The following is a 22969-nucleotide window of genomic DNA, read 5'->3' on the forward strand; positions in this document are numbered from 1 at the left end:
TGCAACCCATCTTCACATCAGATAGGTAATGACTTTACCGCATCTGAGGAAACACTAGAATGCCGACCTCAGAAAGCAGCACTTCATACGAGGATTGACCCATGACCGCCTACTACTACCTGGCCATCGCCATCTGCGCCGAAGTGATTGCCACTGTTTCGATGAAAGCGGTCAAAGGCTTCAGCACGCCCCTGCCCCTGACACTGGTGATCGTCGGCTACGGCATCGCCTTCTGGATGCTGACCCTAGTGGTGCGCACCGTTCCCGTAGGCGTGGCGTATGCGGTGTGGGCCGGCATGGGCATCGTGATGGTCAGCGTCGCCGCGTTGTTCATCTACGGGCAGAAGCTCGATGTTCCGGCCATGCTGGGCATGGCGCTGATCGTGCTGGGGGTGGTGGTGATCCAGCTGTTCTCGAAAACGGCCGGGCACTGAGCCACGGCAGCGGCTACATAGCGCTCGGCATGAATCTGTATACTGCGCCCCTCGTCTTGAACACTGAGGTCGCCGCATGCCATCCGTTATTTCCACCGACGTACTGATTGTCGGCGCTGGGGTTGCCGGGCTCTGGCTGAATGCACGCCTGCGCCGCCAGGGGTTTTCCACCGTGCTGGTGGAGAGCGCCAGCCTCGGCGGCGGGCAGAGTGTCAAATCCCAGGGCATCATCCATGGCGGCGCCAAGTACGCGCTGCATGGCGCCCTGACAGGCGCCTCGGAAGCCATCGCCGACATGCCCCGCCGCTGGCGCGAGGCCCTGGCCGGTGATGGCGAGCTGGACCTGACTGGCGTGCGCCTGCTCTCCGAAGCCCATTACCTGTGGTCCCCCGGCACCCTGGCCGGCAACCTCACCAGCTTCTTCGCCAGCAAAGCCGTGCGCGGGCGGGTCGACCAGGTCAAGGGCGAGCAATTGCCGCCGGCCCTGCAAGACAAACGCTTCAAGGGCAAGGTCTATCGCCTGGCCGAACTGGTGATCGATGTACCGAGCCTGATCAGCCGCCTGGCGCAACTGGCCGGTGACGGCTTGCTGGCTGCACAGCAGATCGAGCCGTTGCTGGAGAATGACCAGTTGGTCGGCCTGCAGGTCGACGGGCGGGAAATCCGCGCGCAACGCATCGTCCTCAGCGCCGGCGCCGGCAATGCCGACCTCCTCGCCGCCCTGGGCCTCAGCCAGCCAGCCATGCAATGCCGGCCGCTGCACATGGTCCTGGTCAAAGGCCCGAGCCTCAAGCCGCTGTACGCCCATTGCCTGGGCGGCGGGCCAAAACCGCGGATTACCGTCACCACCCATCCGGCAGCTGATGGCCAATGGGTCTGGTACCTGGGCGGCGATATCGCGGAAGCCGAAGGGGTGGCGCGCGAACCCGCTGCGCAAATCGCCGCCGCGCAAAAAGAACTCGGGCAGTTGCTGCCGTGGATCGACCTCAGCCAGGCCCAGTGGGCAACCTTGCGCGTCGATCGCGCCGAGCCTCAGCAGTCAGGCCTGAGCCGTCCCGACAACGCCTTCCTCGCCGAGCAGGACCGCCTGCTGGTGGGCTGGCCGACCAAGCTGGCACTGGCCCCGGACTTTGCTGACCGGGTAATCGCCGCCCTGCAGCGCGATGGTATCCAGCCGAGCCACCCGGCGCCCCTGCCCGACTTGCCCAAACCACCAATGGCAGTACCGGCCTGGGAGCAACTGCTGCCATGAGCCAGGCCACTCTGCACGATTTGCACCGCCCGCTGGGCAGCACCGGCCTGCAGGTATCGCCGCTGGGCCTGGGCACCGTAAAACTCGGTCGTGATCAAGGGGTGAAGTACCCCAACGGTTTCCAGATTCCGGACGACGACGAAGCGCGCATGCTGCTCAAGCTGACCCGCGACCTGGGCATCAACCTGATCGACACCGCCCCTGCCTATGGCCGCAGCGAAGAACGCCTCGGCCCGCTGCTGCGTGGCCAACGCCAGGACTGGGTGATTGTCAGCAAGGTCGGCGAAGAGTTCGCCGATGGCCAGTCCCGCCACGACTTCAGCGCCGCCCATACCCGTTTCTCGATCGAGCGCAGCTTGCAACGTCTGGAAACGGATTTTATTGACCTGGTGCTGGTGCACTCGGACGGCAACGACCTGGCAATCCTTAACGACAGCGAGGTCTACCAGACCCTCGCCGCGCTCAAGGCCGAGGGCAAGATTCGCGGTTTCGGCTTTTCCGGAAAAACCGTCGAAGGCGGTCTGAAGGCTCTGGAACAGGGCGATTGCGCCATGGTCACCTACAACCTCAACGAACAGGCCGAGCGACCGGTGATCGACTACGCTGCTGCCCACGGCAAAGCGATCCTGGTGAAAAAAGCCTTGGCCAGCGGTCACGTGTGCCTCAGTCCAGGGGTGGACCCGGTGCGTGCCAGCTTCGAGTTGTTGTTTGCCCAACCCGGGGTTGCCAGTGCTATTGTCGGGACCATCAATCCGCTGCACCTCGCCCACAATGTGGCGACCGTTGCTCAAGTCCTAGCCAGTCGTTGAACCGCCGCCGAGGCGGCCGACCCCGACGCAAGAAGGAGCCGACATGCCGCGAACGCTCATAAGAAAGAACCCCAGCAACTTCAAGACCCTGCCGTTGTACGTCGAAGCGACTCCCGAAGGCCTGAGCTACCAGAGCGTCGGGATGCCGCTCAACTTCTCCCAGACCCTGCAGCGTCGACGCCCGGTCACGGTGGCCAATGCCGAACACTTTGCCCTGGAGTTGGCCAACCTCGGCGTGTCAGTGCGCCTGACGCTGCACTGGCAGAATCGCGACTATTGGGTGTTGGTGCGCCAGCGCCGTCAGGACCGTGGCGATGTGGTGCTCAAGCTGATTTCCGGCTACGTGCCGGCCCACGAGCTGAATTTGCCGCTGCACACGGCGATTCAGGAGATCGCCGAAGAATGCCTGCTGGAAACCCCGGAAGGCTGGCTTGGCGGTCGGTTCAACGACACCTGGCTGCCCGCGCCCTACGCCAGCGCCCTGCATTACCGCGAGGCCATGCCGTTTCGCCTGACCCCGGAGTCGGGCGCGGCCCGTCCGGTGCGCTGCGCCAACCTGCAATTGATCGAGCGCCCACGGGCCTACGTGCACCTGCCCACGGCGTCGCTGCAGCTGATTTACGATCTGCGCCTGGATGTGCCCAAGGAAGCCAAGTCCCTGAGCCTGTTCCATGTCGACGAGCGCCTGGAAGGCGATCAGTTGGTCGCCCGCCTGGATCGCAAGCGCCCGGACCTGTACCTGATGCCCCTCAAGGACGGTCAGCCGCTGCCCGAGCTCTATACCCTGAAAAAGGATCAGTTGTACCCGGCAAGCACGCGCGGCCTGTACCTGGCCGAGAGTTTTGCCCGGCAGGAAGGCTGGCTGGTACGCGATGAGCGAATCAAATGGAAGGACTGGCTCAAGCAACAAGGCTTGTGCCAGCCAGGCAAGCCGTCAGGCTTGAGCCGCCTGACCGGCAAGGCCAGGCAACTGCTGAAGAAAATCGTGCCGCGCAAGGCGACCCGATAAACGCGGGCGGGAGCGAGGGAGCAAGCCCTCGCACCGGCTCACCCTTACTCGGTCTTGCGGATCTTCTCGACGATGGCAGTGGTCGAGCTGTTTTCCACCAGCCCCAACACCTTCACCGTGCCGCCATAGGCGCTGACGATATCGGCGCCGACCACCTGGTCGATCCCGTAGTCGCCACCCTTGACCAGCACATCCGGCTTGACTTGGGTCAGCAGGTTTTCCGGGGTGCCTTCAGGGAAGCTGATCACCCAGTCCACCGCGCCCAAGCCCGCCAGTACGGCCATCCGTCGATCAACGCTGTTGATCGGGCGGCCAGGGCCCTTCAAGCGGCTCACCGAGGCGTCGTCGTTGACCGCGACGATCAAGCGATCGCCCTGGGCCCGCGCTTGTTCCAGGTAGGTCACATGGCCGGCGTGGAGAATATCGAAGCAACCGTTGGTAAACACGATCGACTCGTTGTGCGCACGCGCATCGTCGACGGCCAGCAGCAGTTGCTCGAGCCCCAGTACGCCGCGCTCCGAGCCTTCTTCACGTTGGATCGCCCGACGCAATTCCGGGGCACTGATGGCCGCCGTACCCAGCTTGCCGACCACAATGCCGGCCGCGAGGTTGGCCAGGGCCACTGCGTGAGGCAGTTCTTCGCCCGCCGCGATCGCCGCTGCCAGGGTCGAAATCACCGTATCACCGGCACCTGTCACGTCGAACACTTCCCGAGCCCGCGCCGGCAGGTGCAGCGCCGGATGATCGGGACGCAACAAGGTCATGCCGTGCTCGCCACGGGTCACCAGCAACGCGCCGAGATCCAGGTCGTGCATCAGCTTGGCACCCTTGCTCACCAGGTCGTGCTCATCGATGCAACCGCCGACGATGGTTTCGAACTCGCTGAGGTTAGGGGTGATCAGGCTGGCGCCGCGATAGATCGAGAAGTCCTTGCCCTTGGGATCGGCCAGCACCGGAATGCCACGGGCACGGGCCGCCTGGATCAGCACCTGGTGGTTCCTCAGCGCGCCCTTGCCGTAGTCGGACAGGACCAGCACCTTGATGCCTTCCAGCAAATTCTCGACCTCGGCACCGAGGGCCAGGGCGTCGGTGGCGAAGGGTTCTTCGAAATCGATGCGCAGCAGTTGCTGGTGACGACTCATGACCCGCAGCTTGACGATGGTCGGCTGGTGGGCGATACGCTGGAACAATGCCCGCACGCCTGCGCCCTTGAGGCTGTTGGTCAGGCTGTCGGCCGCCTCGTCGTCACCGGTCACACCGACCAGGGACGCTGGCGCGCCGAGCGCAGCAATGTTCAACGCAACGTTGGCGGCACCGCCCGGGCGGTCTTCGATTTGCTCGACCTTGACCACCGGCACCGGTGCCTCAGGAGAAATCCGTGAGGTACCACCATGCCAATAACGGTCGAGCATGACATCGCCGACCACCAAGACAGGGGCTTGATCGAATCGCGGCATGGACAACTTCATGGTGCAACCCACATACAAAATGAACAGGGGCGCGATATTAGCACAGGGTGAACGCTGGCTAGTTCGAGAGCTTCATCGGCTGTGATGCAGACTGTGAAATTGTTTATTTTTTAAACAATTCAGACAAATAGAGGGGCGCGCACGAGGTGAGCCAGGCTCACCCCGCTGTCGCTATCAGGCAATACCGGCCGAAGTGGGCTCATCCAGGCCCATGGCGTGCAGGCGGGAGTAGTACCCGCCCTGGGCCAGCAACTGGGTGTGGGTACCGCGCTCGACGATCTCGCCGTGATCCATGACCAGGATCAGGTCGGCTTTCTCGATGGTCGACAGGCGATGGGCAATCACCAGAGTGGTGCGGCCCTTCATGACTTTATCCAGGGCCGCCTGAATATGGCGCTCGGACTCGGTATCCAGGGCCGACGTCGCCTCGTCGAGGATCAGCAATGGCGCGTTTTTCAACAGGGCTCGGGCAATGGCCAGGCGCTGGCGCTGACCACCGGAGAGCAGCACGCCGTTTTCCCCGACTTCAGTGTCCAGGCCCTGGGGCAACTGGGAAATGAAGTCCATGGCATAGGCGTCTTCGGCGGCCCGCTCGATGTCCTCGCGAGGCGCGCCGGCCAGGTCGCCGTAGGCGATGTTGTTGGCGACCGTGTCGTTGAACAGGGTCACATGCTGGGTGACCTGGGACACGTGCTTGCGCAGGTTGCGCAGGCGATAGTCTTCGATCTCGACCTCATCGAGCAGGATCTTGCCGCTTTCGTGATGGTAGAAGCGTGGGATCAGGCTAGCCAGTGTCGATTTGCCGCTGCCCGAACGCCCCACCAGCGCGATCATCTGCCCGGGGGCTGCGCTGAAGCTGATGTTTTTCAACACCTCCCGATCGGTACCCGGGTAGGTGAAGCTCAGGTTGTGCACATCCAGGCGACCGCTGATGCGCTCGCGCTCGACTGTGCCGCTGTCGACTTCAGGCTCGACGTCCAGTTGTTCAAAGATGCTTTCAGCACCGGCGACACCCTTCTGGATGGTCGAGCTGACTTCCGACAGCTGGCGGATCGGCTTGGGCAACAAACCGGCAGCCGTGATGTAGGCCACCAGGTCACCGGCGGTGGCATCACCGCGCAGGAACAGCACCAGGAACATCAGCGAGGCCATTGCGGTATAGATCACCAGTTGCAGCGCCGGGGTGTAGATGGCGCTGGTGCGGGTCATGCGCAGCTGTTTGTCGGTATTGCTCTGGCTGGCCCGGGCAAAACGCTGCTCTTCGTAGCTTTCGCCACCGAAGCTGCGGACCACGCGATAGCCTTGAATGGTTTCGGAAGCGACATGGGTCACGTCCCCCATGGCCACCTGGATTCTTTTGCTTTGCTTGCGGAATTTCTTGCTGGTGTTGCCGACCATGAAGGAAATGATCGGCAGGATCGCCAGCATCACCAGGGTCAGTTTCCAGTTCATCCACAACAGGTAGGCAAACAGGAAAATCACGGTCAGGCCTTCACGAATCACCACCTTGATGGCGTCGGTCGCTGCCCCGGTGACCATGGTCACGTTGAAGGTGATGCGGGAAATCAGATGCCCGGAGTTATGGGTATCGAAATAGCGGTTAGGCAACACCAGCAGCTTGTTGAACAGCTCGACCCGCAGGTCGTGCACCAGCCCCAGGGAAACCTTGGCCAGGTAATAGTTACTCAGGAACGAACCCAGTCCCTGCCACGCCGCGATCAGAATGATCAGCAGGGGCACGGCCACCAGCAACTGCAGGTCCTGGAGGAACGGCACATTGGGGAAGAGCACGGCTTCGGGGTTGCTCAAGCCATCGACGAAGTACTTGAGAATCCCGGCCAGCATCGGTTGAGTGGAGGCAAATATCACAAAGCCCAGGATACTCAACAGGAAAATGCCTACGTAGGGTCTTACATACCCCAGCAGTCGAAAATAGATTTTCAGGCTTGAATCCTGTTCCGCATTGGGCGGTGCTGCACTCATCGTAGAGCTCACTTCTTAGGTAGAACGCGGAATTTTATCACAGGCTTTGAACTTGGCCTGTGTCCATACCAAAACGCTGGCCAGGCCCACCGGCAACCAACTGATGAACCACTCTGCACGCGGGCTGCCACTGATGCTCGCCGCGTCGAATTGCATGGCCAGGAACGAGAACATCCAGATCCCGATGATGCCACGGCCATATACCGTATCACGTGCCCGCCACGCCTCGCGCAGCACGGCAAACCAGACCACGCACCACAGCAGCAGCCCAGGCAGCCCCAGTTCGATGGTGATGTGGGTAAACAGGTTGTGGGCGTGATCGAACTCATGGCCTTCGGTAAACACCGAGTACGCCGAACCCAGGCCCAGGCCACGCCACGGGTGCTGGGCAATCATGTCCAGGCTCGCCATCAGGATTTGCGGGCGGAATGAGGCGCCCCGAGCCATCACCAAAGGCTCCAGCAGCCAGAATGCGAACATCGCCATGGTCAGTGCGCCGACCGCGATCAGACGACTGTGGCGGTCGCGACTCCAGATCGGCATGCTGACGAACGTCAGCAACAGGGCCAATGCCGCGCCCCGACTCTGGGACAGCACGACAAACCCGCACAGGAACGCCAGCGCCACCACCCAGACCGCCTGTTTCCAGCGCTCCTGCGGAATCCAGTGCGCCAGCCACACGGCGGCCAGGCCCAGCACGTAACCGCCCAGAATCGGATGAGCCAACTGGCCCAGGCCGACCAGGCGCGCAGTCCAGAGGTTATCGTCGATCAGGTAGAACTTGATGGCCGCCAGCACCGCCGTCAAGGCCAGCCCCAGGCCGCCCCACTGCATGACGCGAATCACCCGCTCGGGGCGGGCATTGGCAAGTACCGGGAAAAACAGCAGGAAGACGATGACGTACAGCGCGCGCTTGGCACCGCGCGAAGGATCGGGGTCCTGGGTCCAGAGCAAGGTCAGCAACGCCCAGGCACCCAGCGCCAGGACTGCCAGGCACAGCAACCGCTGCGCTTGCCACAGCTCAGCTAGCCGAGCCCGCGCCGACCAGGCCAGAAACAGGGTCGGCAACCACAGAAACGCGACCAGCCCTTGCTGATAAATCTTGTTGGTCGGAGCAAATGCGATAGCCAGCAAAAACCATAGAAGACCTGTCGCCAGCCAAACCTGCGCCCAACGCGTTTCCCGCATCTACCCGCTCCCGCAAAAAATCCAACTGCCAACACGGCATGGTTAAAACAACAAGTTTTCGGCATCATTGATCGCACATACGCCCCATTTTTCTACAAGGCTTCCTACATGCAATGCTTCCGGCTTCCACACGCCGCTTTAACTCAAATGGTTGAAGGCGCCAGAGTACTAGAAGCCGACAGCTTCGGCCCGAAAGTATTCCTTCTGCCGGACGGCAACATTCTTAAACTGTTCCGCCGCAAGCGACTGCTCTCCTCGGCCCTGTTTCGCCCGTACTCGAAACGGTTTATCGATAACGCCGCCCAGCTCGAAAAACTGGGGATCCCGACCCTGCAGACGCTGAAATTCCATCAACTGGAAACGCCTGGCATGACGGCAGTCCTCTACCGTCCCTTGCCTGGCGAAACCTTGCGCCAGATTGCAGCCAAGGCCGGATTCGACTGGCAACAGGCCTTGCCCGCCTTGACCCTGTTCATTCGCCAACTGCACAGCGCCGGGGTCTACTTCCGCTCGCTGCACCTGGGCAACATCGTGGTCACGCCCGACAATCAGTACGGCTTGATTGATGTCGCCGACATGCGCTTCACCCGCGGGCCGCTGCCACCGCATCTAGTCAAGCGCAACCTGCAACATTTCGCGCGCTATATTGAGCGCGAAAAGCTGAACGAGAGCTTTCCAATGCAGACTCTCGAGCAATCCCTACTGCCGGCATGACAACAGGGTCCGGGCCGTCTGGCTGAACTCCTGCCATCCGCGGTCCGCAGACAATACCGCCGATTGCGCCTTGGCAATCTGCTCGGGAGCGACGCTGAACGTCTTGATCAGCGCCTCGCTCCAGGCTTGGGCATCCTCTGTCGCGGCGTACCACCCCGCCTCCGCCAACTGCTCGCGGAACACCGCAAGCTCGCTGCTCAATACCGGCACACCGGCCAGCACCGCCTCCTGCAGAATCAGGCCCAGGCCTTCTTCCAGCGACGGGATCGCTACCCAGTCGAATGCTCGATACAGCCTTGCCACATCGTCCAGGTGCCCTGGCAGCGAGATACTCCCCTGCAGGCCGAGCTGGTTGATCCGCTCCTGCAGGGCGGCGCGGGCATGGCCTTCCCCCACAATCACCAGGTGCAGGCGGGGACGTTCGATCCGCGCCGCGGCAAACGCCTCGATCAGGCAGGCAAAGCCCTTGTTACCCACCAGACGCCCTACCGCGCCCACCACCGGGGTGTCATCGGTGGGCAGGTGCAGTCGGGTTCGAGCCTGCTCGCGAGACAGCAGGCGGGAGCGAAAGTCGACGGGATCAAGCGCACTGCGCAGCGTGACGACCGGTAGACGCAACGCACTCGCCAGTGAGTCGGCGAGGGTGTTGGAAACCGCCGCCAGGGTCAGCCGCGCCCCGTCGAACCCTGCCAGCAGCTCACGATCGGCGGCCCTGATCCGGGTCTCCCCATGGAACAGCACCACCGCACGCAGGGACGGCAATTTTTCCAGGACCGGCAACAACGCGCGGGCAGTGCCCAGGCCATCGAGCAACACCACCTGTGCATCTGTGTCTTTGAGGGCGCGGTAAAACTGCGCACGCATCCTGCCCTGCAGTAGTTTCCAGACGTGTTTTCCCTTGAGCTGGCTGGAGGACAGGCGCCATTCCCGGGTTTGCCCGATATCGGCGACACAGCCTTGCTTATCACCGCACAGCAGCCAGGTATTGACCGCGATAGTCGGGTCCACCTGGCTCAGAATCTGCCGATGAACCTTGTGGATGGAGGCAAAGGCAGAGCCACCGGACCACATGACATTGAGGATACTCATCGAGCGGGGCACCCTTTTCCACATCGGCGTGAGGCACTGTTGGACCCCAACAGTGCCGGGTCATTGCCAGTTATAGTTTCAAATCCGCTCAAACGCTTGGAATACCGAGTCAAATACCCAGCTTCAGGCGCAGTCGTTCGACCAGGCTCAAGTCGGCGCGTGGTCTTAGCGGGGGTTGGAGCTCTTCGACGATCCGCTGGCCGACCCGGGCAAAACTGAACTGGCTGACGGCCAGGTCCCGCCCATTGCGGGCAATGCTGGCGGCCAGCCCGGGATCGGCACGCAGCAGCGCGAGCTTTTCCTGCAACTGCGCGATGTCGCGGTAGAACACGATGTTGTGCATGTCCTGCAGGCCCAGCGCGCGGCTTTCGGCCTCGCCCTGATCGAAGGCCAGGAGCACGCAGCCACAGGCCATGGCTTCGAAATTCTTGATCATGAACTCGCCCATGCCGACATCGGCACTGACGAAAAAGCGGATTCGATTGAGCGTATCGCGATACTCATCACCGGACTTGGTGCGCGTCACCACCAGCGGTTCGACACTGGCCAACTCATCGAGCAATGCCTTGCGCCCACTGTAGGCAACGCTGTTGGTACTGCCGACGAAGGCCAGCTCGATGTCGCGCTCCCGGCCCTGGTCCTGCAACAGGCTCTGGTCATAGCCCTTGGGCACGAATACCGCATCGAAGCCCTCCTGGCGCAAGCGCTCGGCGACCACGAAGCCGGAACTGATGACCCGTGCCCACGGCAGGCGGCGGTAGTGCGCGCTGAACTTGCCGGTGTATTTGCAAGGAATGTAGTTCTGGTAGGCGTCGTGCTCGAGGATCACCAGGTTGGGGATAGTGCGGATAAAACTCGCCTGGCGAATCTCCTGCTTGAACCGCAGGAAAAACACGATGCGGTCATAACGCGTCACATCCACTTCACGACGGAAGTAGCGGCGCAGGTTGCGCTGCTCGTCACTGCTCAGCCACCGCAGGTCGCATTCGCAATGATCGGCCACGCCTTCATACAAGCGGTCGAGAATCGCCCGCTGTTCTTTCTGCACCAGAAATAGAACCTTCATCGTTTTCCTTGCAGTGCCCGCCAGCCAAAAAAAGTGCAGAGATTAACCCACGATCTCAATCGAAAGATGTCACGCAATACATAATTACAAACGCCAGAGCAGCTCGTGGCGACGCACTGCCTTGCGGAAAAACTCGTTCTCGCCATAAGGCGAAGCCCGGCGCCCCGCCAGCCAGCGCTGCAAGCCACGGCGCAAGCGCCGCTTGAACGGTGCGCGGGGCTGCAGGTCATGCATCATGCCAAGGGCCATGGCCTTGTCCCGCTGCTGCTCGAGCGACAGGCTCAAGCAGTACGGCTGCAGCACCTGCGTCCCGTCGAACACCGGCGGCAAGGCAATCCCGGCACCAGAGTCGCCCATGGGCCAACGATCGTTGTCATGCAGGTGATTAGCGTAGCCGAGCAGCACCGAGGGCTGCCACTCAAGCCCCTGCAACGCCTCCAGCACTGCTTGCTGGGCACAGATGTGGTCGGGATGGGGATCGAGCGAACTGTGGGGCAGCACAATCACTTCAGGGCGCGCCTTGAGCAGGACTGCGCGCAGATCGGCCAGCAGATTGTTCCAGGTCGGCAGGCCGTCGAGGTCGCCTGGCAAGGCAAACGGGTTGAGCCGGCGGAACGCGCGGATATCGCCCAGTTCGGCCTCGCGGGAGGCCACCGGCTGTTGCGGCGCTGCCTGCATGGCAGGCAACTGCAGGCAGAAATACCCCAACTGCACGCAGTGCGCCTCAGGCACACCGGCCCAACGGGGCACCGCAATACTGTCCCAGGCACGCAGACGGCCCTTGAGCCGTGATGCCTCGACCTTGTCCAGGCCCATCGCCTGATAGTGTTCGGCTTCGATTTCACCGGCCGTCAGCGTGACGATCCAGGTCTCGGCAGCCTGGCTGTACAGGCCAAATGCAGCGAGCTCGGCATCATCGGCATGGGGCGCAATCACCATGACCCGTTGCTGGCGGTAGTCCGGCTGTTCGATCGACCACAGCAGCGGCTCCCCGGCCAGCCGGCAGAAATGCCCACGCACGCGCAATTGCCCGGCAGACAGCACCTGCGCCTGGCCACTGAGGTTGAGGTAACGCAGGCCGCTGACCCCGCGCTCGAACACTTGCCGATCCGGCTGATCCCCCCCCGCCAGCTCGACCACCGGGTCGAAAAAGCGCCCCAGCCAGGTGCTCTTGACCTGCACAGCCAGGACCAGCGTGGTGTCGTCCGCCAGGATCACGCCCTCGTCCAGCAACAGCCGGTCCCCGTCCAGCCGAACCTTGGGCTGCGGGGTGTACGGCGGGAAGCTGTAGTGGTAATCGTCCTTGGGCGAATAGAACAGATGGTCGGCGAACCAGGCCTCGTGGGCGACCCAGGCCAGCACCGCCAGCACCAGCGGCACCCACCAGGCCAGCAGCACGCCGACCCCGATCAACAGCGCCAGGGTAATCAACAGGCCGATGCGTTTGTTGCGTCGATGACGCTTGAGCAGTTGCTGCTTGCGACTCATGGGCTGGCTCATACAGTGAAGACGGGCACGGGATTGCACCAACGGTCCTTGTATTCACGATCGGCGCGACCAAACGAAAAGCGCAGCGGCTTGTCGAGTGCCCGCGCCTGCTCCCAGGCACTTTGCGTGTTGAGAAAGCTCAGCACACTACCGGGGCTGAATTCGCGGGTCTCGGGGTCGACCCCGCCGTTGATGTACTCGACGCTGATCCACTGCGGCGCTTGCACCCGGTACACCAACTGGATCGCAATCGGCGCATCGTTGAGGAAGATCACCGAACCGATCAACAGCTCGTGCAGCAACTCCAGCACCTCGCTCATGCGCGCCGCCCCCGTGGCCGGGAAACCCCAGCGACGCTGGAACAGATCGCAGTAGATAGCGGCCAGTTCGCCACTGGAGAACTCGCTGACCGGCCGCACCACGCCGCCGGCCTCTTCCAGCAAGCGCAGCTCACGGCGCTGGTTGTAGCGGAATTTCTTCGACAGCTCTTCGGGCGTGCGCGCCATTGCCAGTTGTTCGGTCTGCAGCTTGAGGCCGGTGAAACGCCCCTCATTGAGCGCCGACAAGTAGCGGGCACGATGGCGCAGCACGGCCTGGGCATCGGGGGCGGCCGGCAGAATCAATTCGGCATTGCCGAGATCAAACAGACCTTTCTTGCCATGTCGCTTGAGCACGTCCTTGGACAAGGCCAGGTCGCGGCCCCAGGTCGGGATCGCTGCTTGCAACTCGCCGCCCTGTTCCCACGCCAGGTAACGCACCGGGATGCCGGCCAGGTCAGCCAGGCGCTCGACCACCAGCGGGTGAGTCGCGACGCTGCCCCCCCAACGTTGCCAGGCGTCGCTATAGGTCGACGCGTCGACAACGGACCAGCCGCGTTCGCGCCAGCCTTGGAATCGGTTGAGCATCAAGCCCTCGTCGTCAGTTCAATGACAGGCGGCAGACGCCAGAACGCCTCGCGTACCGCGCGATCGGAAAATTGCTGGCGCAGGCGCTCGAGCATCAGCTCGGCACACAACTGGCGCTCACGCTGGTCCATCCGGGCCAGGTGTTGCAGCCCTTGCGCCAGGTGTTCGGCGTCCCCCAGGGGAAACAGGATACCGACGCCTTCGACCACTTCCTTGGCCCCGCCACACGCCGTGGCCAGCAACGGCACACCGGCCGCCATGGCTTCGAGTAGCACCATGCCGAAAGGTTCATGGTCGGAGCTCAAGGCAAACACATCAAAGGCACGGAAGTAGCGACGCGCCTCGGGCACCTGGCCGAGGAACAACACCCGATCGCCGATCCCCAGTTCGCGGGCCAGCTCCTTGAGGTCCTGCTCCAGGCGACCGGTGCCGAGAATCGCCAGTTGGCTGTCGACCGGCAACCCCGGCAAGGCCTGGGCAAAGCCATGGAGCAGCGTGGCCTGGTCCTTGTCCGGGTGCAGGCGGCCAACGTTGCCGACCACCCAGGCATCCGGCGACAGGCCCAACTCGTCCCGCGCCTGGGCGAAGGACAGCTGGCTGGCCTGCAAGGCGTCGACATCGATGCGGTTGTAGAGCGTCTGGATACGTGTCGCCGGCCATATCGGCAGGCAGCGACGCATGTCGTCGCGCACCGCGTCAGAGACCCCGAGCAGGCTCAGACGCTTGCGGAAAATCTGCGCAAACAGCTTGCGCGTGCGCCGTTGGTAGTCGCCAAAGGCGTGGTGCACACCGATCACCGGCAGCGCCGTGGCGAGCAAGGCGATGTAGATCGGCTTGAACCGGTGGGCAATACAGAAACTGAACTGGCGCGACTGGGCGATCTTGCGCAGATCGGCAATCGCCCCCAGCTTCAGGCCACGAATGGCCTTGGAGCTGTATTCCATGAACAGCACTTCGTCAGACGCGCAGCCGGCTGCCACTTCGGCATCGGCCACCCCGGTGAGGAACACCGTGGTCACGCGATAACCGGAGCCCGCAAACAGGCTGGCGTACTGTCGGGCGCAGTCCAGGAACGGCCCGTCATAGCCGTGACAGAACTGCAGGACATGGCGCTCAGCCGAGCGTGTCATAAGCGTCCGCGCCGTCTTTGACCACGAGAATGTCTTCCATGATCAAATACTGTAGATCGGAACCGAAGAACATGTTCAGCGCGTCGGTCGGCGAGCAGATCATCGGTTCGCCACGACGGTTGAGCGAGGTGTTCAGCGACACACCGTTGCCGGTCAGCACTTCCAGGGCTTTCATCATGTCGTAGTAGCGCGGGTTGTACTCGCGCTTGAGCACCTGGGCACGGGAGGTGCCGTCTTCATGGACGACTTCCGGCACGCGGGTCTTCCACTCTTCAGCCACTTCGAAGGTGAAGGTCATGAAGGGGGCCGGGTGATCGATCTTGATCATCTGTGGCGCCACGGTGTCGAGCATCGACGGGCAGAAAGGCCTCCAGCGCTCGCGGAACTTGATCTGGTGGTTGATCCGGTCAGCCACGCCAACGGCGCTCGGGCAGCCGATGATCGAACGACCACCAAGGGCACGCGGACCAAACTCCATGCGCCCCTGGAACCAGGCCACCGGGTTGCCATCGACCATGATCTTGGCGATGTTCTCCGGCATGTTCTCAAGCTTGCGCCAGGTCGGCTTGCTCGGGTGACGGGCGCAGGCGGCGATCACGTCTTCGTTGCTGTACGACGGGCCGAGGTAGACGTGTTCCATCTTCTCCACCGGCACACCACGAGCGTTGGACACGTAGGCCGCAGCCCCCACCGCAGTCCCGGCATCACCGGAGGCCGGCTGGACGAACAGTTCCTTGACGTCATCGCGGGCGATGATTTTCTGGTTGAGCTTGACGTTCAACGCACAGCCGCCGGCGTAGGCCAGCTTGCCGGTTTCCTTGAGCACGTCGCCCAGGTAGTGGTCGATCATCTGCAGCGCAATCTTTTCGAACAGCGCTTGAATGCTGGCGGCGTAGTGAATGTAAGGCTCGTCGGCGATATCGCCTTCACGCTTTGGACCCAGCCACTCGATCAGCTTCGGCGAGAAGTAGTAACCCTTGCCCTTCTCTTTGTAGCGGCGCAGGCCGATGACGTTGGCGTAGTCGGTGTTGATCACCAACTCGCCATTTTCGAACGAAGCCAGGCGCGAGAAATCGTATTTGCTGGCATCGCCATACGGCGCCATGCCCATGACCTTGAACTCACCGTCGAGCATGTCGAAACCGAGGAACTCGGTAATCGCACCGTACAGGCCGCCGAGGGAGTCCGGATCGAAGAATTCCTTGATCTTGTGGATCTTGCCGTTTTCGCCGTAGCCGAAGAAGGTCGTGGCGTACTCGCCCTTGCCGTCGATCCCCAGGATCGCGGTTTTCTCTTTGAAACCGGAGCAATGGTAAGCGCTGGAGGCGTGGGCCAGGTGATGCTCGACCGGCTCGATCTTGATTTTCTTCGGATCGAAGCCCAGTTGCTCAAGGCACCAGACAATCTTGTTGCGGTAGCGCTTGTAGCGACGGTTACCCATCAGGATCGCGTCGAGCGCGCGGTCCGGGGCATACCAGTAACGCTTGGCGTACTGCCAGCGGGCTTTGCCGAAGATACTGATCGGAGCGAACGGGATCGCGACCACGTCAACGTCGGACGGCTTGATGCCCGCCTGCTCCAGGCAGAACTTCGCCGACTCGTAAGGCATGCGGTTCTTTGCATGTTTATCGCGTACGAAGCGCTCTTCTTCAGCAGCCGCGACCAGCTTGCCGTCGATGTACAGCGCTGCGGAAGGATCATGGCTAAGGGCGCCGGACAGGCCAAGAATCGTCAATGCCACAGGGGTCTAGCCTCTTTAGTCTGCATGCAGGCGACACGCGCCTGGAAATAATGTGTCCCCGCACCAAGGCGAGAAACAGCTAAAGGGCGAGATTATAGCGTAAAGATGACGGGCGGCGAGGACTGCGTCCTCGAACGCAGCCTCGCGGGCTCGGCAGCGGCTACGGGGGTTGGGGTATTGCCGGGATCTGTGGTGTAGCGCAGATCGCCATCGCGGGCGCCCGCTCCCACAGGGGAAATTCGTACACCAGGAAAAAGCAGGCCGGCCGGTAGGCCGCTTCGCCCGCCCTTACCACTCGACAGGCCGAGCGTTAGCTCGCCTGCAGCTTTTGATCCTCCCGCCCCATCGGCAGGCGATGCCCCCGGATGGATGCCGTAGCGAGGGGCCGTACGTCAGGGCGGTACCCTAAGCCGCCATCACCGCAGCAACGGATATGCCCCCAAAAAGAGTCACTCCACCTGCCTGGGCAACCGCTGATCAATCACCCGATAAAGCGCCGACCCCTCACCCCAATTGCGCATAAACCGCGCCCGATCCCGCGCATAAGCCGGCGCAAAGCTACTGAGCGAGGCGTGCTGGCACATCGAATCCAGGTCAATCAACGACCAGCGATCCTTGTCCCAGAACAGGTTATGCCCCTTGAAATCCCCATGACTGATGCGCTCGGCAATCAACTCGGCGAACAACTGATCCAGCGCCACCAGCTCAGCCTCAGGCGCCTCGCCACTTTCCACATAGGGCGCAAAACGCTCAATGATGTCCGGCCCCGGCAGGTACTCGGTGATCAGGTAGGCCCGGCTGCGCAACCAGAAAAAACGCTTTTCCAGCAACGCCAACGGCTTGGGCGTGGCAATGCCGAGGAACGCCAGGCGATTGCCCTCGCGCCAGGAATGCCAGGCACGGCTCGGACGCCAGAAGCGTTTGAGCCAGTGGGCAAACCCCTTGATGTTGTAGCGCTTGACCACCAGCGTCCGACCACCCACCTCGACCTTGCCCACGCTCGCCGCGCCGCCGGTCTTGTACAGGTGACCCTGGTCGAGCAAGGCATCAGCCTGCTCCAGCACCGGCAGCATGGCGGCCTCTTCGTCGCGACGAATCGCGCGCAAGCCAAAGGCCCCGCGCTGCACGGCGAACAGCGAGCACTCGCGCCCGACCTTGACCAGGTAATCCTTCAAGCGCCAGCTACGAATCTTGCGCACCTGCTTTTGCAAGGCTTCAAGCGGTAACGCGTGCTCGCCATTGCTCAGCAGGTAATGCACCAGCAACTCTTCGGTGAACGGCTCCAGCGACTTGGGCAACTGGGCAAAAAACACCCCGAGGTTTTCCAGGACCTTTTGCCGCGACAACGGTTGCCCCGCGGTTTCGGCATGGATCCCGGCGCCGTCGATCAAATACAGCCGGCCACCGTGGCGCAGCAGGTTGTCCAGGTGCAGGTCCGACTGCCACAGGCCTTTGCTGTGCATCTGGCCGATGGCGGCCAGCGCCTCGGCCAGCACTTCGGTTTGCTCGTCTGCCAGGACTGGCAGGGCTTCGACCTGTTGCCAGGCGTCGCCCAGGCTGTGGGCGCCTTCGAGCAGTTCGAACAGCAGCCAGCCGCCCTCGCCTTCTTTCAGGCCGTCGGCCAGCAACAATGGGGTCGTCAGGCCTTGGGCCGCGAGCAGGCGTACACCGTCCAGCTCACGCTGAAAATGCCGCGCCGCCTTGCGGCCCACCAGCAACTTGGCCAACACCGGCCGCCCGCGCCAGACCCCGGCACCGACATAGCGCTGGCCGGGCAGCACCCGCAGCAGGCTGAGCAGTTGCAACTGCGCCGGGCCCGCGGCATCGGCCAATTCCAGGCTCAACGGCAGTTGTGGCGTGCGTCCGGCGTTTTTTAGTTCAGACAAACGCATCAACGCACTCCCTTATGGCTGCGTCGAGCGGACAAGCGCTGCAGCCAGGCATCCACCAGCGTGCTGTCGGCCGGTTGATCCAGGTAAGCCGCCAGCAAGCTGCGCACATTCTCGGTGCTCCAGATCGGTGCTCGGCGCAACAACGGCTCCAGATCCTTGACCCGGTCACGCTGGCCAAACAGCAGCGGGCGGGTTTTCTCCAGGTCGATCAATTGCGCCCGGTAGCCTTCGCCCTCGGCCTGCAAAAAGATGTGCTTGGGATAAAAACAGCCGTGCACCTGGCGCGCACCGTGCAGCCGGCGCGCCAGCAAGCCGCAGGCGCGCAGGATCGCCGCCTGCTGCACGGCACTGAGCTGTGGCCATTGCTGCAGCAGGGCATCCAGGTCGTTCCAGCCGTCCAGCGCCCGCGTCAGCAGGATCGCGCGCACTTCGCCGGCGACTTTGCGCTCGCCAAAGAACACGGCCTCCAGCGCTGGAATGTCCATCTGCCGGTAACGGCTGATGTTGCGGAATTCGCGAGCAAAGCTCGGTTCGCCGAATGGCCGGTGCAGCGTGCGGGTCAGGTAGTTGCTCTGGCGCTTGAGGTAATACCCCTGGCCGTCCAGATCCAGGCGGAACACGCTGCTCCAGCCCCCACCCGAGGTGTTGGGCTCGTCCACTGCTTCCAGCTCCCGCGCCCACAGCGCGTCGAACGTGGCAAGCCCGTGGCGTTCGAACCGCTCGCGGTCCTCGGCGGCCAGAAAATCAGTCATCAGAGCGCATCCCCATAGCGCTGTTTGCGCTCGTACAGTTTGTTCGCCTTGCCCTCGAGCCAGGCCAGCAGCGAGGCTTCTTCGCGCAGGATCTGGCGCAGCGGCAGCAGGAAATAGCCCTTGAGGAAACGCAACTTGTCGCGGCGAGTCAGGCCAATGTCCAGTGCCGAGAAATACAACGCAGCCAAGTCTTTGTTGCGCCAGCGCCGAGTGATCGCCGGGCGGGTCTGGGCCCGGTGCAGGTCGATGATCGAGAGCTTGAAGTTCTCGGCCGTGACCGGCTTGTCGGTGTGCAGCAGGAAATGGCAGATGTAGCAGTCACGGTGATTGACGCCGGCGCGGTGCATCATCCCGGTCATGCGCGCCACTTCGGCGATCAGTGCGCGCTTGAGCCTGAGGTCCGGCGCTTGCCGGGCCCAGTCGATGCTGAAGTCTTCGAGACTGACGGTCGGCGCCAGCTCTTCGGTGACGATGAACGAGTGCTGGTCAGCGGGGTTGCTGCCTTTCTCGCCATAGGCCACGGCGGTCATGGTCGGCACTGCGGCCTCGTGCAAGCGCTGGATCGCCCGCCATTCCTGGCCCGCGCCAAGCACCGGCAGCTTGGCCGTGAGCAGGTTCTTGAAGATCTCGCCCCAGCCGATACCCCGGTGAATCTTCACGAAGTAGCCGTTGCCGGCGACTTCGGTGCGCAGGGTGCGGCGCGCTTCGAGCTCACGGTAAACCTCGCCCTCCAGGCCTTCGACGGCGCTGAACGCATCGCGTCCGGCCCACAGGCTCTTGAACGGTTCGGCCAGAATCAACTTCATCAGTGTCGCTCCGCCAGAATCACATCCGCCGCGTGCTGCGGCATGCTGTAAAGGTCGGCCGTGTCAGCGAAGGCCAGGCCGTTACGGCTCCAGGCCGCACGCGCGGCATCATCGCTCAACATGGTCGTCAGGTACTGCGTGAGTTGCGCCTGCTCGAAGGGTTCGTCCAGTACCAGGCCACAGTCGGCCTCGGCGATGTAATGGGCATAACCGCACACCGCGCTGACCAGCACCGGCAACCCGGCCACCAGCGCTTCGAGCAGCACCGTACCGGTGTTTTCGTTGTACGCCGGGTGGATCAACAGGTCGGCACCGAGCAGGAACCGCGGGATATCACTGCGCCCCTTGAGGAACTGCACGCTATCACCCAAGCCCAGCGTGGCACTCTGCAATTGGAATACTTTGGGGTCATCCTGGCCAATTACAAACAGCCGCGTGCGTTTACGCAATTCGGCCGGCAGTGCGGCAAGGGCCTTGAGACTGCGGTCGACGCCCTTGGTCTTGAACCCCGAGCCGATCTGCACCACCAGCAACTCGTCGTCGCCCAGGGAGAACTCGCGGCGAAATTCCGCGCGAATTTCAGCAGCGTTCGGCGGCGCGCGTCGGTCTTGGGCAATGCCCGGTGGCAGCAGGTGGAAGCGCTCCAGCGGCGTGTCGTAATGCTTGATGAACAGCGGCTGCTGGACTTCGGAGATCATCAGCACTTCGGTTTTCGCGTCCTTGGCGAACACCGCGCGCTCATACTCGGCGAAGTGCCGGTAGCGGCCCCAGCGCCGGTACAGCGAATTGCGCAGGTTCTGCGCCTTGTCCTCGAAGCAACCGTCGGCGGCGTAATAGACGTCCAGGCCAGGCATCTTGTTGAAACCGATCAGGCGATCCACCGGGCGCTTGGCCAGGTCCTCGGCCATCCAGGCGCTGAGCTTTTCGTTGCGCCGATGATTGAAGATCGCTTTCACCGGCGCCACCAGCACTTCAAAGCCCGGCGGCACGTCGCCCTCCCAAATCAGCGTGTAAACGCGGATCTGGTGTCCACGCTGCTGGCATTCCAGGGCAATGCGCATGAAATCACGCTGCAGGCCGCCAAACGGGAAATATTTGTACAGTACAAAAGCCAATTGCATCAGCGCAGCTCCTCAGCCATTAACAACGTGCTCAGTCGGCTCGCGACACGCTCGGGGTTCAGGCGAGTGAAGCACAGTGGCCACTCGCGCTTGAGATCAAACCGACGCTGGTCTTCAGCCGTCGGTTGGTAGGTACATTTCTTTTGCAGGCACGGCGCACAGGAAAAATCACTCGCCATGTGCACCTGGCTACGGCCATAGGCGCCCGTCAGGCCCGGGTTGGTCGGGCCGAACAGCGACACCGTCGGCACGTCCAGCGCGGCGGCCAGGTGCCCGAGGCCGGTATCCACCGCCACGCAGGCTTGCGCGCCAGCCAACACCTTGGCGACACCCGCCAGGTTCAACCTGGGCAGCACCTCGGCGTTGCGCAGGCCCTGGGCGATACGCTCGGCACGGGCTTTCTCGGCCGGACTGCCCCACGGCAACTTCACCGCCATGCCCAGGTGTCCCATGCGCTCGGCCAGTTCGCGCCAATAGGCTTCCGGCCAGTGCTTGGTGTCCCAGGTGGTGCCGTGCAGGAACAGCACATACGGATTCTTGCGCGGCAACTCCACCAGGCGCTCGACGTTCAGGCCGTAATCGCCCAGGCCCTTGGGCAAGTCGTAACCCAGGGCCACGGCGAACAACTGGCGCAAGCGCTCCACCGCATGTTGCCCACGGGCCACCGCCAGGCGCCGCGAATAGAAGCGCGCCGCCAGCGGCTCACGCGCCGAATGTTTGTCCAGGCCAGCCACCGGGGCCCGCACGTAACGCGTCAGCAAGGCGCTTTTGAGCAGGCCCTGGGCATCGATCACCAAGTCGTACTTGGTCGCCTGCAGGTTTTGCTTGAAGCGTTTGAACTCGCCGCTCTTGATGGTCTGCCAGAGGTTCTTGCGCCAGCGCCGGATCGCCACGGGAATCACCTTGCCCACCGCCGGATGCCAGGTGGGGATTTCGGCGAAGCCTTCTTCCACTACCCAGTCGAACTGGATGCCGGGGATCGCCCGTGCAGCGTCGGTCAGCGCGGGCAGCGCATGAATCACATCGCCCAGCGACGAGGTCTTGATCAACAGTACCCGCAACTTAACGAACCTCGACCACAGAGCCCTGCAACCGCTGCAAGGCGTCGTTCACCGCTTGCGGCATCAACTGGCGCAAGCAGTTGTAATGACCGAAGCGGCAGGTGCGATCAAAACACGGGCTGCATTCGATGCCCAGGCGCACGATTTCGACGTGCTCGGCCAGCGGCGGCGTAAAGCCCGGCGAGGTCGAACCGTAGACTGCCACCAGCGGACGGTTCAGCGCCGCGGCCACGTGCATCAGCCCGGAGTCGTTGGACACCACCGAGTCGGCGCACGACAGCAAATCGATGGCCTCGGCCAGCGACGTGCCGCCACTGAGGTTCATTGCCTCTTCACGCAGCCCGGGAATCAACCGGGAGCGGATTTCTTCGCCGACCGCGTGATCATTCTTCGAACCAAACAGCCAGACCTGCCAGCCCTCGCGAATCTTCGCCTCGGCGACCTTGGCGTAATGCTCGGAAGGCCAGCGCTTGGCCTCGCCGAACTCGGCCCCCGGACACAACGCCAGCACCGGGCGATCGAGGGTCAGGCCGAACTTGGCCAATGCCGCCTCGCGGGTCACAGGATCGATTTGCAGGCTGGGCCGTGGGTAAGGGGTCGGCAGTTCGGCAGCGGGTTCATAGGCCAAGGCCATGAAACGCTCGATCATCAGCGGGTAGCGCTCTTTATCCAGCGTGCGCACATCGTTGAGCAGGCCGTAACGAAACTCGCCACGCCAGCCCGTGCGCTTCGCGATGCCAGCAAAAAACGGCACCAGCGCCGACTTCAACGAGTTGGGCAGCAGAATCGCCTGGTCGTACTGGCCGGCCAGGGACTTGCCGATCCGCCGCCGCGTTGCCAGTTCCAGCGCACCGTGGCCGAGCGGAAAGCTCAAGGCCCGGCGCACTTGGGGCATGCGCTCAAGGATCGGCCGGCTCCACTCCGGGGCCAGCACGTCGATTTCGCACTGTGGATGACGCTGCTGCAGACACATGAACAGTGTCTGCGCCATCACCATGTCACCGACCCAACTGGGCCCAACGATCAGAATTTTCATAGTTATCCACAAACGAATAGGGGA

The 22969-nt window shown here is 62.8% G+C and carries 20 protein-coding genes; 5 read left to right on the forward strand and 15 right to left on the reverse strand.

Going from position 1 to position 22969, the window contains the following annotated elements; all coding sequences use genetic code 11:
* Window positions 1–101 precede the first annotated feature (101 nt).
* The 4 genes from H7995_RS01275 to H7995_RS01290 all read left to right on the forward strand — a co-directional run bounded on the left by H7995_RS01275 (window position 102) and on the right by H7995_RS01290 (window position 3504).
* Complete coding sequence (locus H7995_RS01275; protein WP_166592049.1) at window positions 102–434, forward strand: DMT family transporter; 333 nt, start codon at window positions 102–104, stop codon at window positions 432–434.
* Window positions 435–510: 76 nt separating this feature from the next.
* On the forward strand, window positions 511–1686 hold the full coding sequence (locus tag H7995_RS01280; RefSeq protein WP_166592050.1) for an NAD(P)/FAD-dependent oxidoreductase: 1176 nt from the start codon (window positions 511–513) through the stop codon (window positions 1684–1686).
* Complete coding sequence (locus tag H7995_RS01285; RefSeq protein WP_166592051.1) at window positions 1683–2495, forward strand: aldo/keto reductase; 813 nt, start codon at window positions 1683–1685, stop codon at window positions 2493–2495. Before H7995_RS01280 ends, H7995_RS01285 begins: the two co-directional genes overlap by 4 nt.
* 43 nt (window positions 2496–2538) lie before the next feature.
* Window positions 2539–3504: a metal ABC transporter ATPase gene (locus H7995_RS01290; RefSeq protein WP_166592052.1), complete on the forward strand. Its 966-nt coding sequence runs from the start codon at window positions 2539–2541 to the stop codon at window positions 3502–3504.
* A 44-nt stretch (window positions 3505–3548) separates the two neighbouring features.
* On the opposite strand, the gene hldE is transcribed toward H7995_RS01290, so the two are convergent.
* The 3 genes from hldE to H7995_RS01305 form a co-directional block, all read right to left on the reverse strand.
* Window positions 3549–4973 (reverse strand): bifunctional D-glycero-beta-D-manno-heptose-7-phosphate kinase/D-glycero-beta-D-manno-heptose 1-phosphate adenylyltransferase HldE, encoded by a 1425-nt coding sequence (gene hldE, locus H7995_RS01295; protein WP_166592053.1) that lies wholly within the window; start codon window positions 4971–4973, stop codon window positions 3549–3551.
* A gap of 174 nt (window positions 4974–5147) precedes the next feature.
* Complete coding sequence (gene msbA / locus H7995_RS01300; RefSeq protein WP_166592054.1) at window positions 5148–6956, reverse strand: lipid A export permease/ATP-binding protein MsbA; 1809 nt, start codon at window positions 6954–6956, stop codon at window positions 5148–5150.
* A gap of 15 nt (window positions 6957–6971) precedes the next feature.
* Window positions 6972–8144: an O-antigen ligase family protein gene (locus H7995_RS01305; protein ID WP_166592055.1), complete on the reverse strand. Its 1173-nt coding sequence runs from the start codon at window positions 8142–8144 to the stop codon at window positions 6972–6974.
* A gap of 147 nt (window positions 8145–8291) precedes the next feature.
* Between H7995_RS01305 and H7995_RS01310 the strand changes: the two genes are divergently transcribed.
* Window positions 8292–8858, forward strand: coding sequence for a BUD32 family EKC/KEOPS complex subunit (locus H7995_RS01310; RefSeq protein ID WP_232534581.1), 567 nt, complete (start codon window positions 8292–8294; stop codon window positions 8856–8858).
* Here H7995_RS01310 and H7995_RS01315 read toward each other — a convergent pair.
* From H7995_RS01315 to waaF, 12 genes are all read right to left on the reverse strand, one after another.
* Window positions 8844–9947, reverse strand: a complete 1104-nt coding sequence (locus H7995_RS01315; protein ID WP_185817842.1) for a glycosyltransferase — start codon at window positions 9945–9947, stop codon at window positions 8844–8846. The two genes, H7995_RS01310 and H7995_RS01315, sit on opposite strands and share 15 nt — an antisense overlap.
* Window positions 9948–10056: 109 nt before the next feature.
* Window positions 10057–11013 carry a glycosyltransferase family protein gene (locus tag H7995_RS01320; protein ID WP_166592058.1) on the reverse strand — a complete coding sequence of 319 codons (957 nt, stop codon included), beginning with the start codon at window positions 11011–11013 and terminating at the stop codon, window positions 10057–10059.
* 84 nt (window positions 11014–11097) lie between these two features.
* Window positions 11098–12501 (reverse strand): PIG-L deacetylase family protein, encoded by a 1404-nt coding sequence (locus H7995_RS01325; RefSeq protein WP_185817843.1) that lies wholly within the window; start codon window positions 12499–12501, stop codon window positions 11098–11100.
* An 8-nt stretch (window positions 12502–12509) separates the two neighbouring features.
* Window positions 12510–13406, reverse strand: coding sequence for an antimicrobial resistance protein Mig-14 (locus tag H7995_RS01330; RefSeq protein WP_166592060.1), 897 nt, complete (start codon window positions 13404–13406; stop codon window positions 12510–12512).
* Window positions 13406–14536, reverse strand: coding sequence for a glycosyltransferase (locus H7995_RS01335; protein WP_185817844.1), 1131 nt, complete (start codon window positions 14534–14536; stop codon window positions 13406–13408). Before H7995_RS01335 ends, H7995_RS01330 begins: the two co-directional genes overlap by 1 nt.
* Complete coding sequence (locus H7995_RS01340) at window positions 14520–16277, reverse strand: carbamoyltransferase family protein (RefSeq protein ID WP_166592062.1); 1758 nt, start codon at window positions 16275–16277, stop codon at window positions 14520–14522. The genes H7995_RS01335 and H7995_RS01340 overlap by 17 nt, the downstream gene beginning before the upstream one ends.
* A gap of 449 nt (window positions 16278–16726) precedes the next feature.
* Complete coding sequence (locus H7995_RS01345; protein ID WP_185817845.1) at window positions 16727–18169, reverse strand: lipopolysaccharide kinase InaA family protein; 1443 nt, start codon at window positions 18167–18169, stop codon at window positions 16727–16729.
* Window positions 18169–18921, reverse strand: a complete 753-nt coding sequence (locus tag H7995_RS01350) for a lipopolysaccharide kinase InaA family protein (RefSeq protein WP_166592064.1) — start codon at window positions 18919–18921, stop codon at window positions 18169–18171. Before H7995_RS01350 ends, H7995_RS01345 begins: the two co-directional genes overlap by 1 nt.
* Window positions 18921–19727, reverse strand: a complete 807-nt coding sequence (gene rfaP / locus H7995_RS01355; protein ID WP_166592065.1) for a lipopolysaccharide core heptose(I) kinase RfaP — start codon at window positions 19725–19727, stop codon at window positions 18921–18923. The genes H7995_RS01350 and rfaP overlap by 1 nt, the downstream gene beginning before the upstream one ends.
* On the reverse strand, window positions 19727–20848 hold the full coding sequence (locus H7995_RS01360) for a glycosyltransferase family 4 protein (protein ID WP_166592066.1): 1122 nt from the start codon (window positions 20846–20848) through the stop codon (window positions 19727–19729). Before H7995_RS01360 ends, rfaP begins: the two co-directional genes overlap by 1 nt.
* Window positions 20848–21909 carry a lipopolysaccharide heptosyltransferase I gene (waaC, locus tag H7995_RS01365; protein ID WP_185817846.1) on the reverse strand — a complete coding sequence of 354 codons (1062 nt, stop codon included), beginning with the start codon at window positions 21907–21909 and terminating at the stop codon, window positions 20848–20850. The genes H7995_RS01360 and waaC overlap by 1 nt, the downstream gene beginning before the upstream one ends.
* Window position 21910: 1 nt before the next feature.
* Window positions 21911–22945: a lipopolysaccharide heptosyltransferase II gene (gene waaF / locus H7995_RS01370; protein ID WP_166592068.1), complete on the reverse strand. Its 1035-nt coding sequence runs from the start codon at window positions 22943–22945 to the stop codon at window positions 21911–21913.
* Window positions 22946–22969 lie beyond the last annotated feature (24 nt).

The organism is Pseudomonas kielensis (genome assembly GCF_014236655.1).
Taxonomy (GTDB): Bacteria; Pseudomonadota; Gammaproteobacteria; order Pseudomonadales; family Pseudomonadaceae; genus Aquipseudomonas; species Aquipseudomonas kielensis.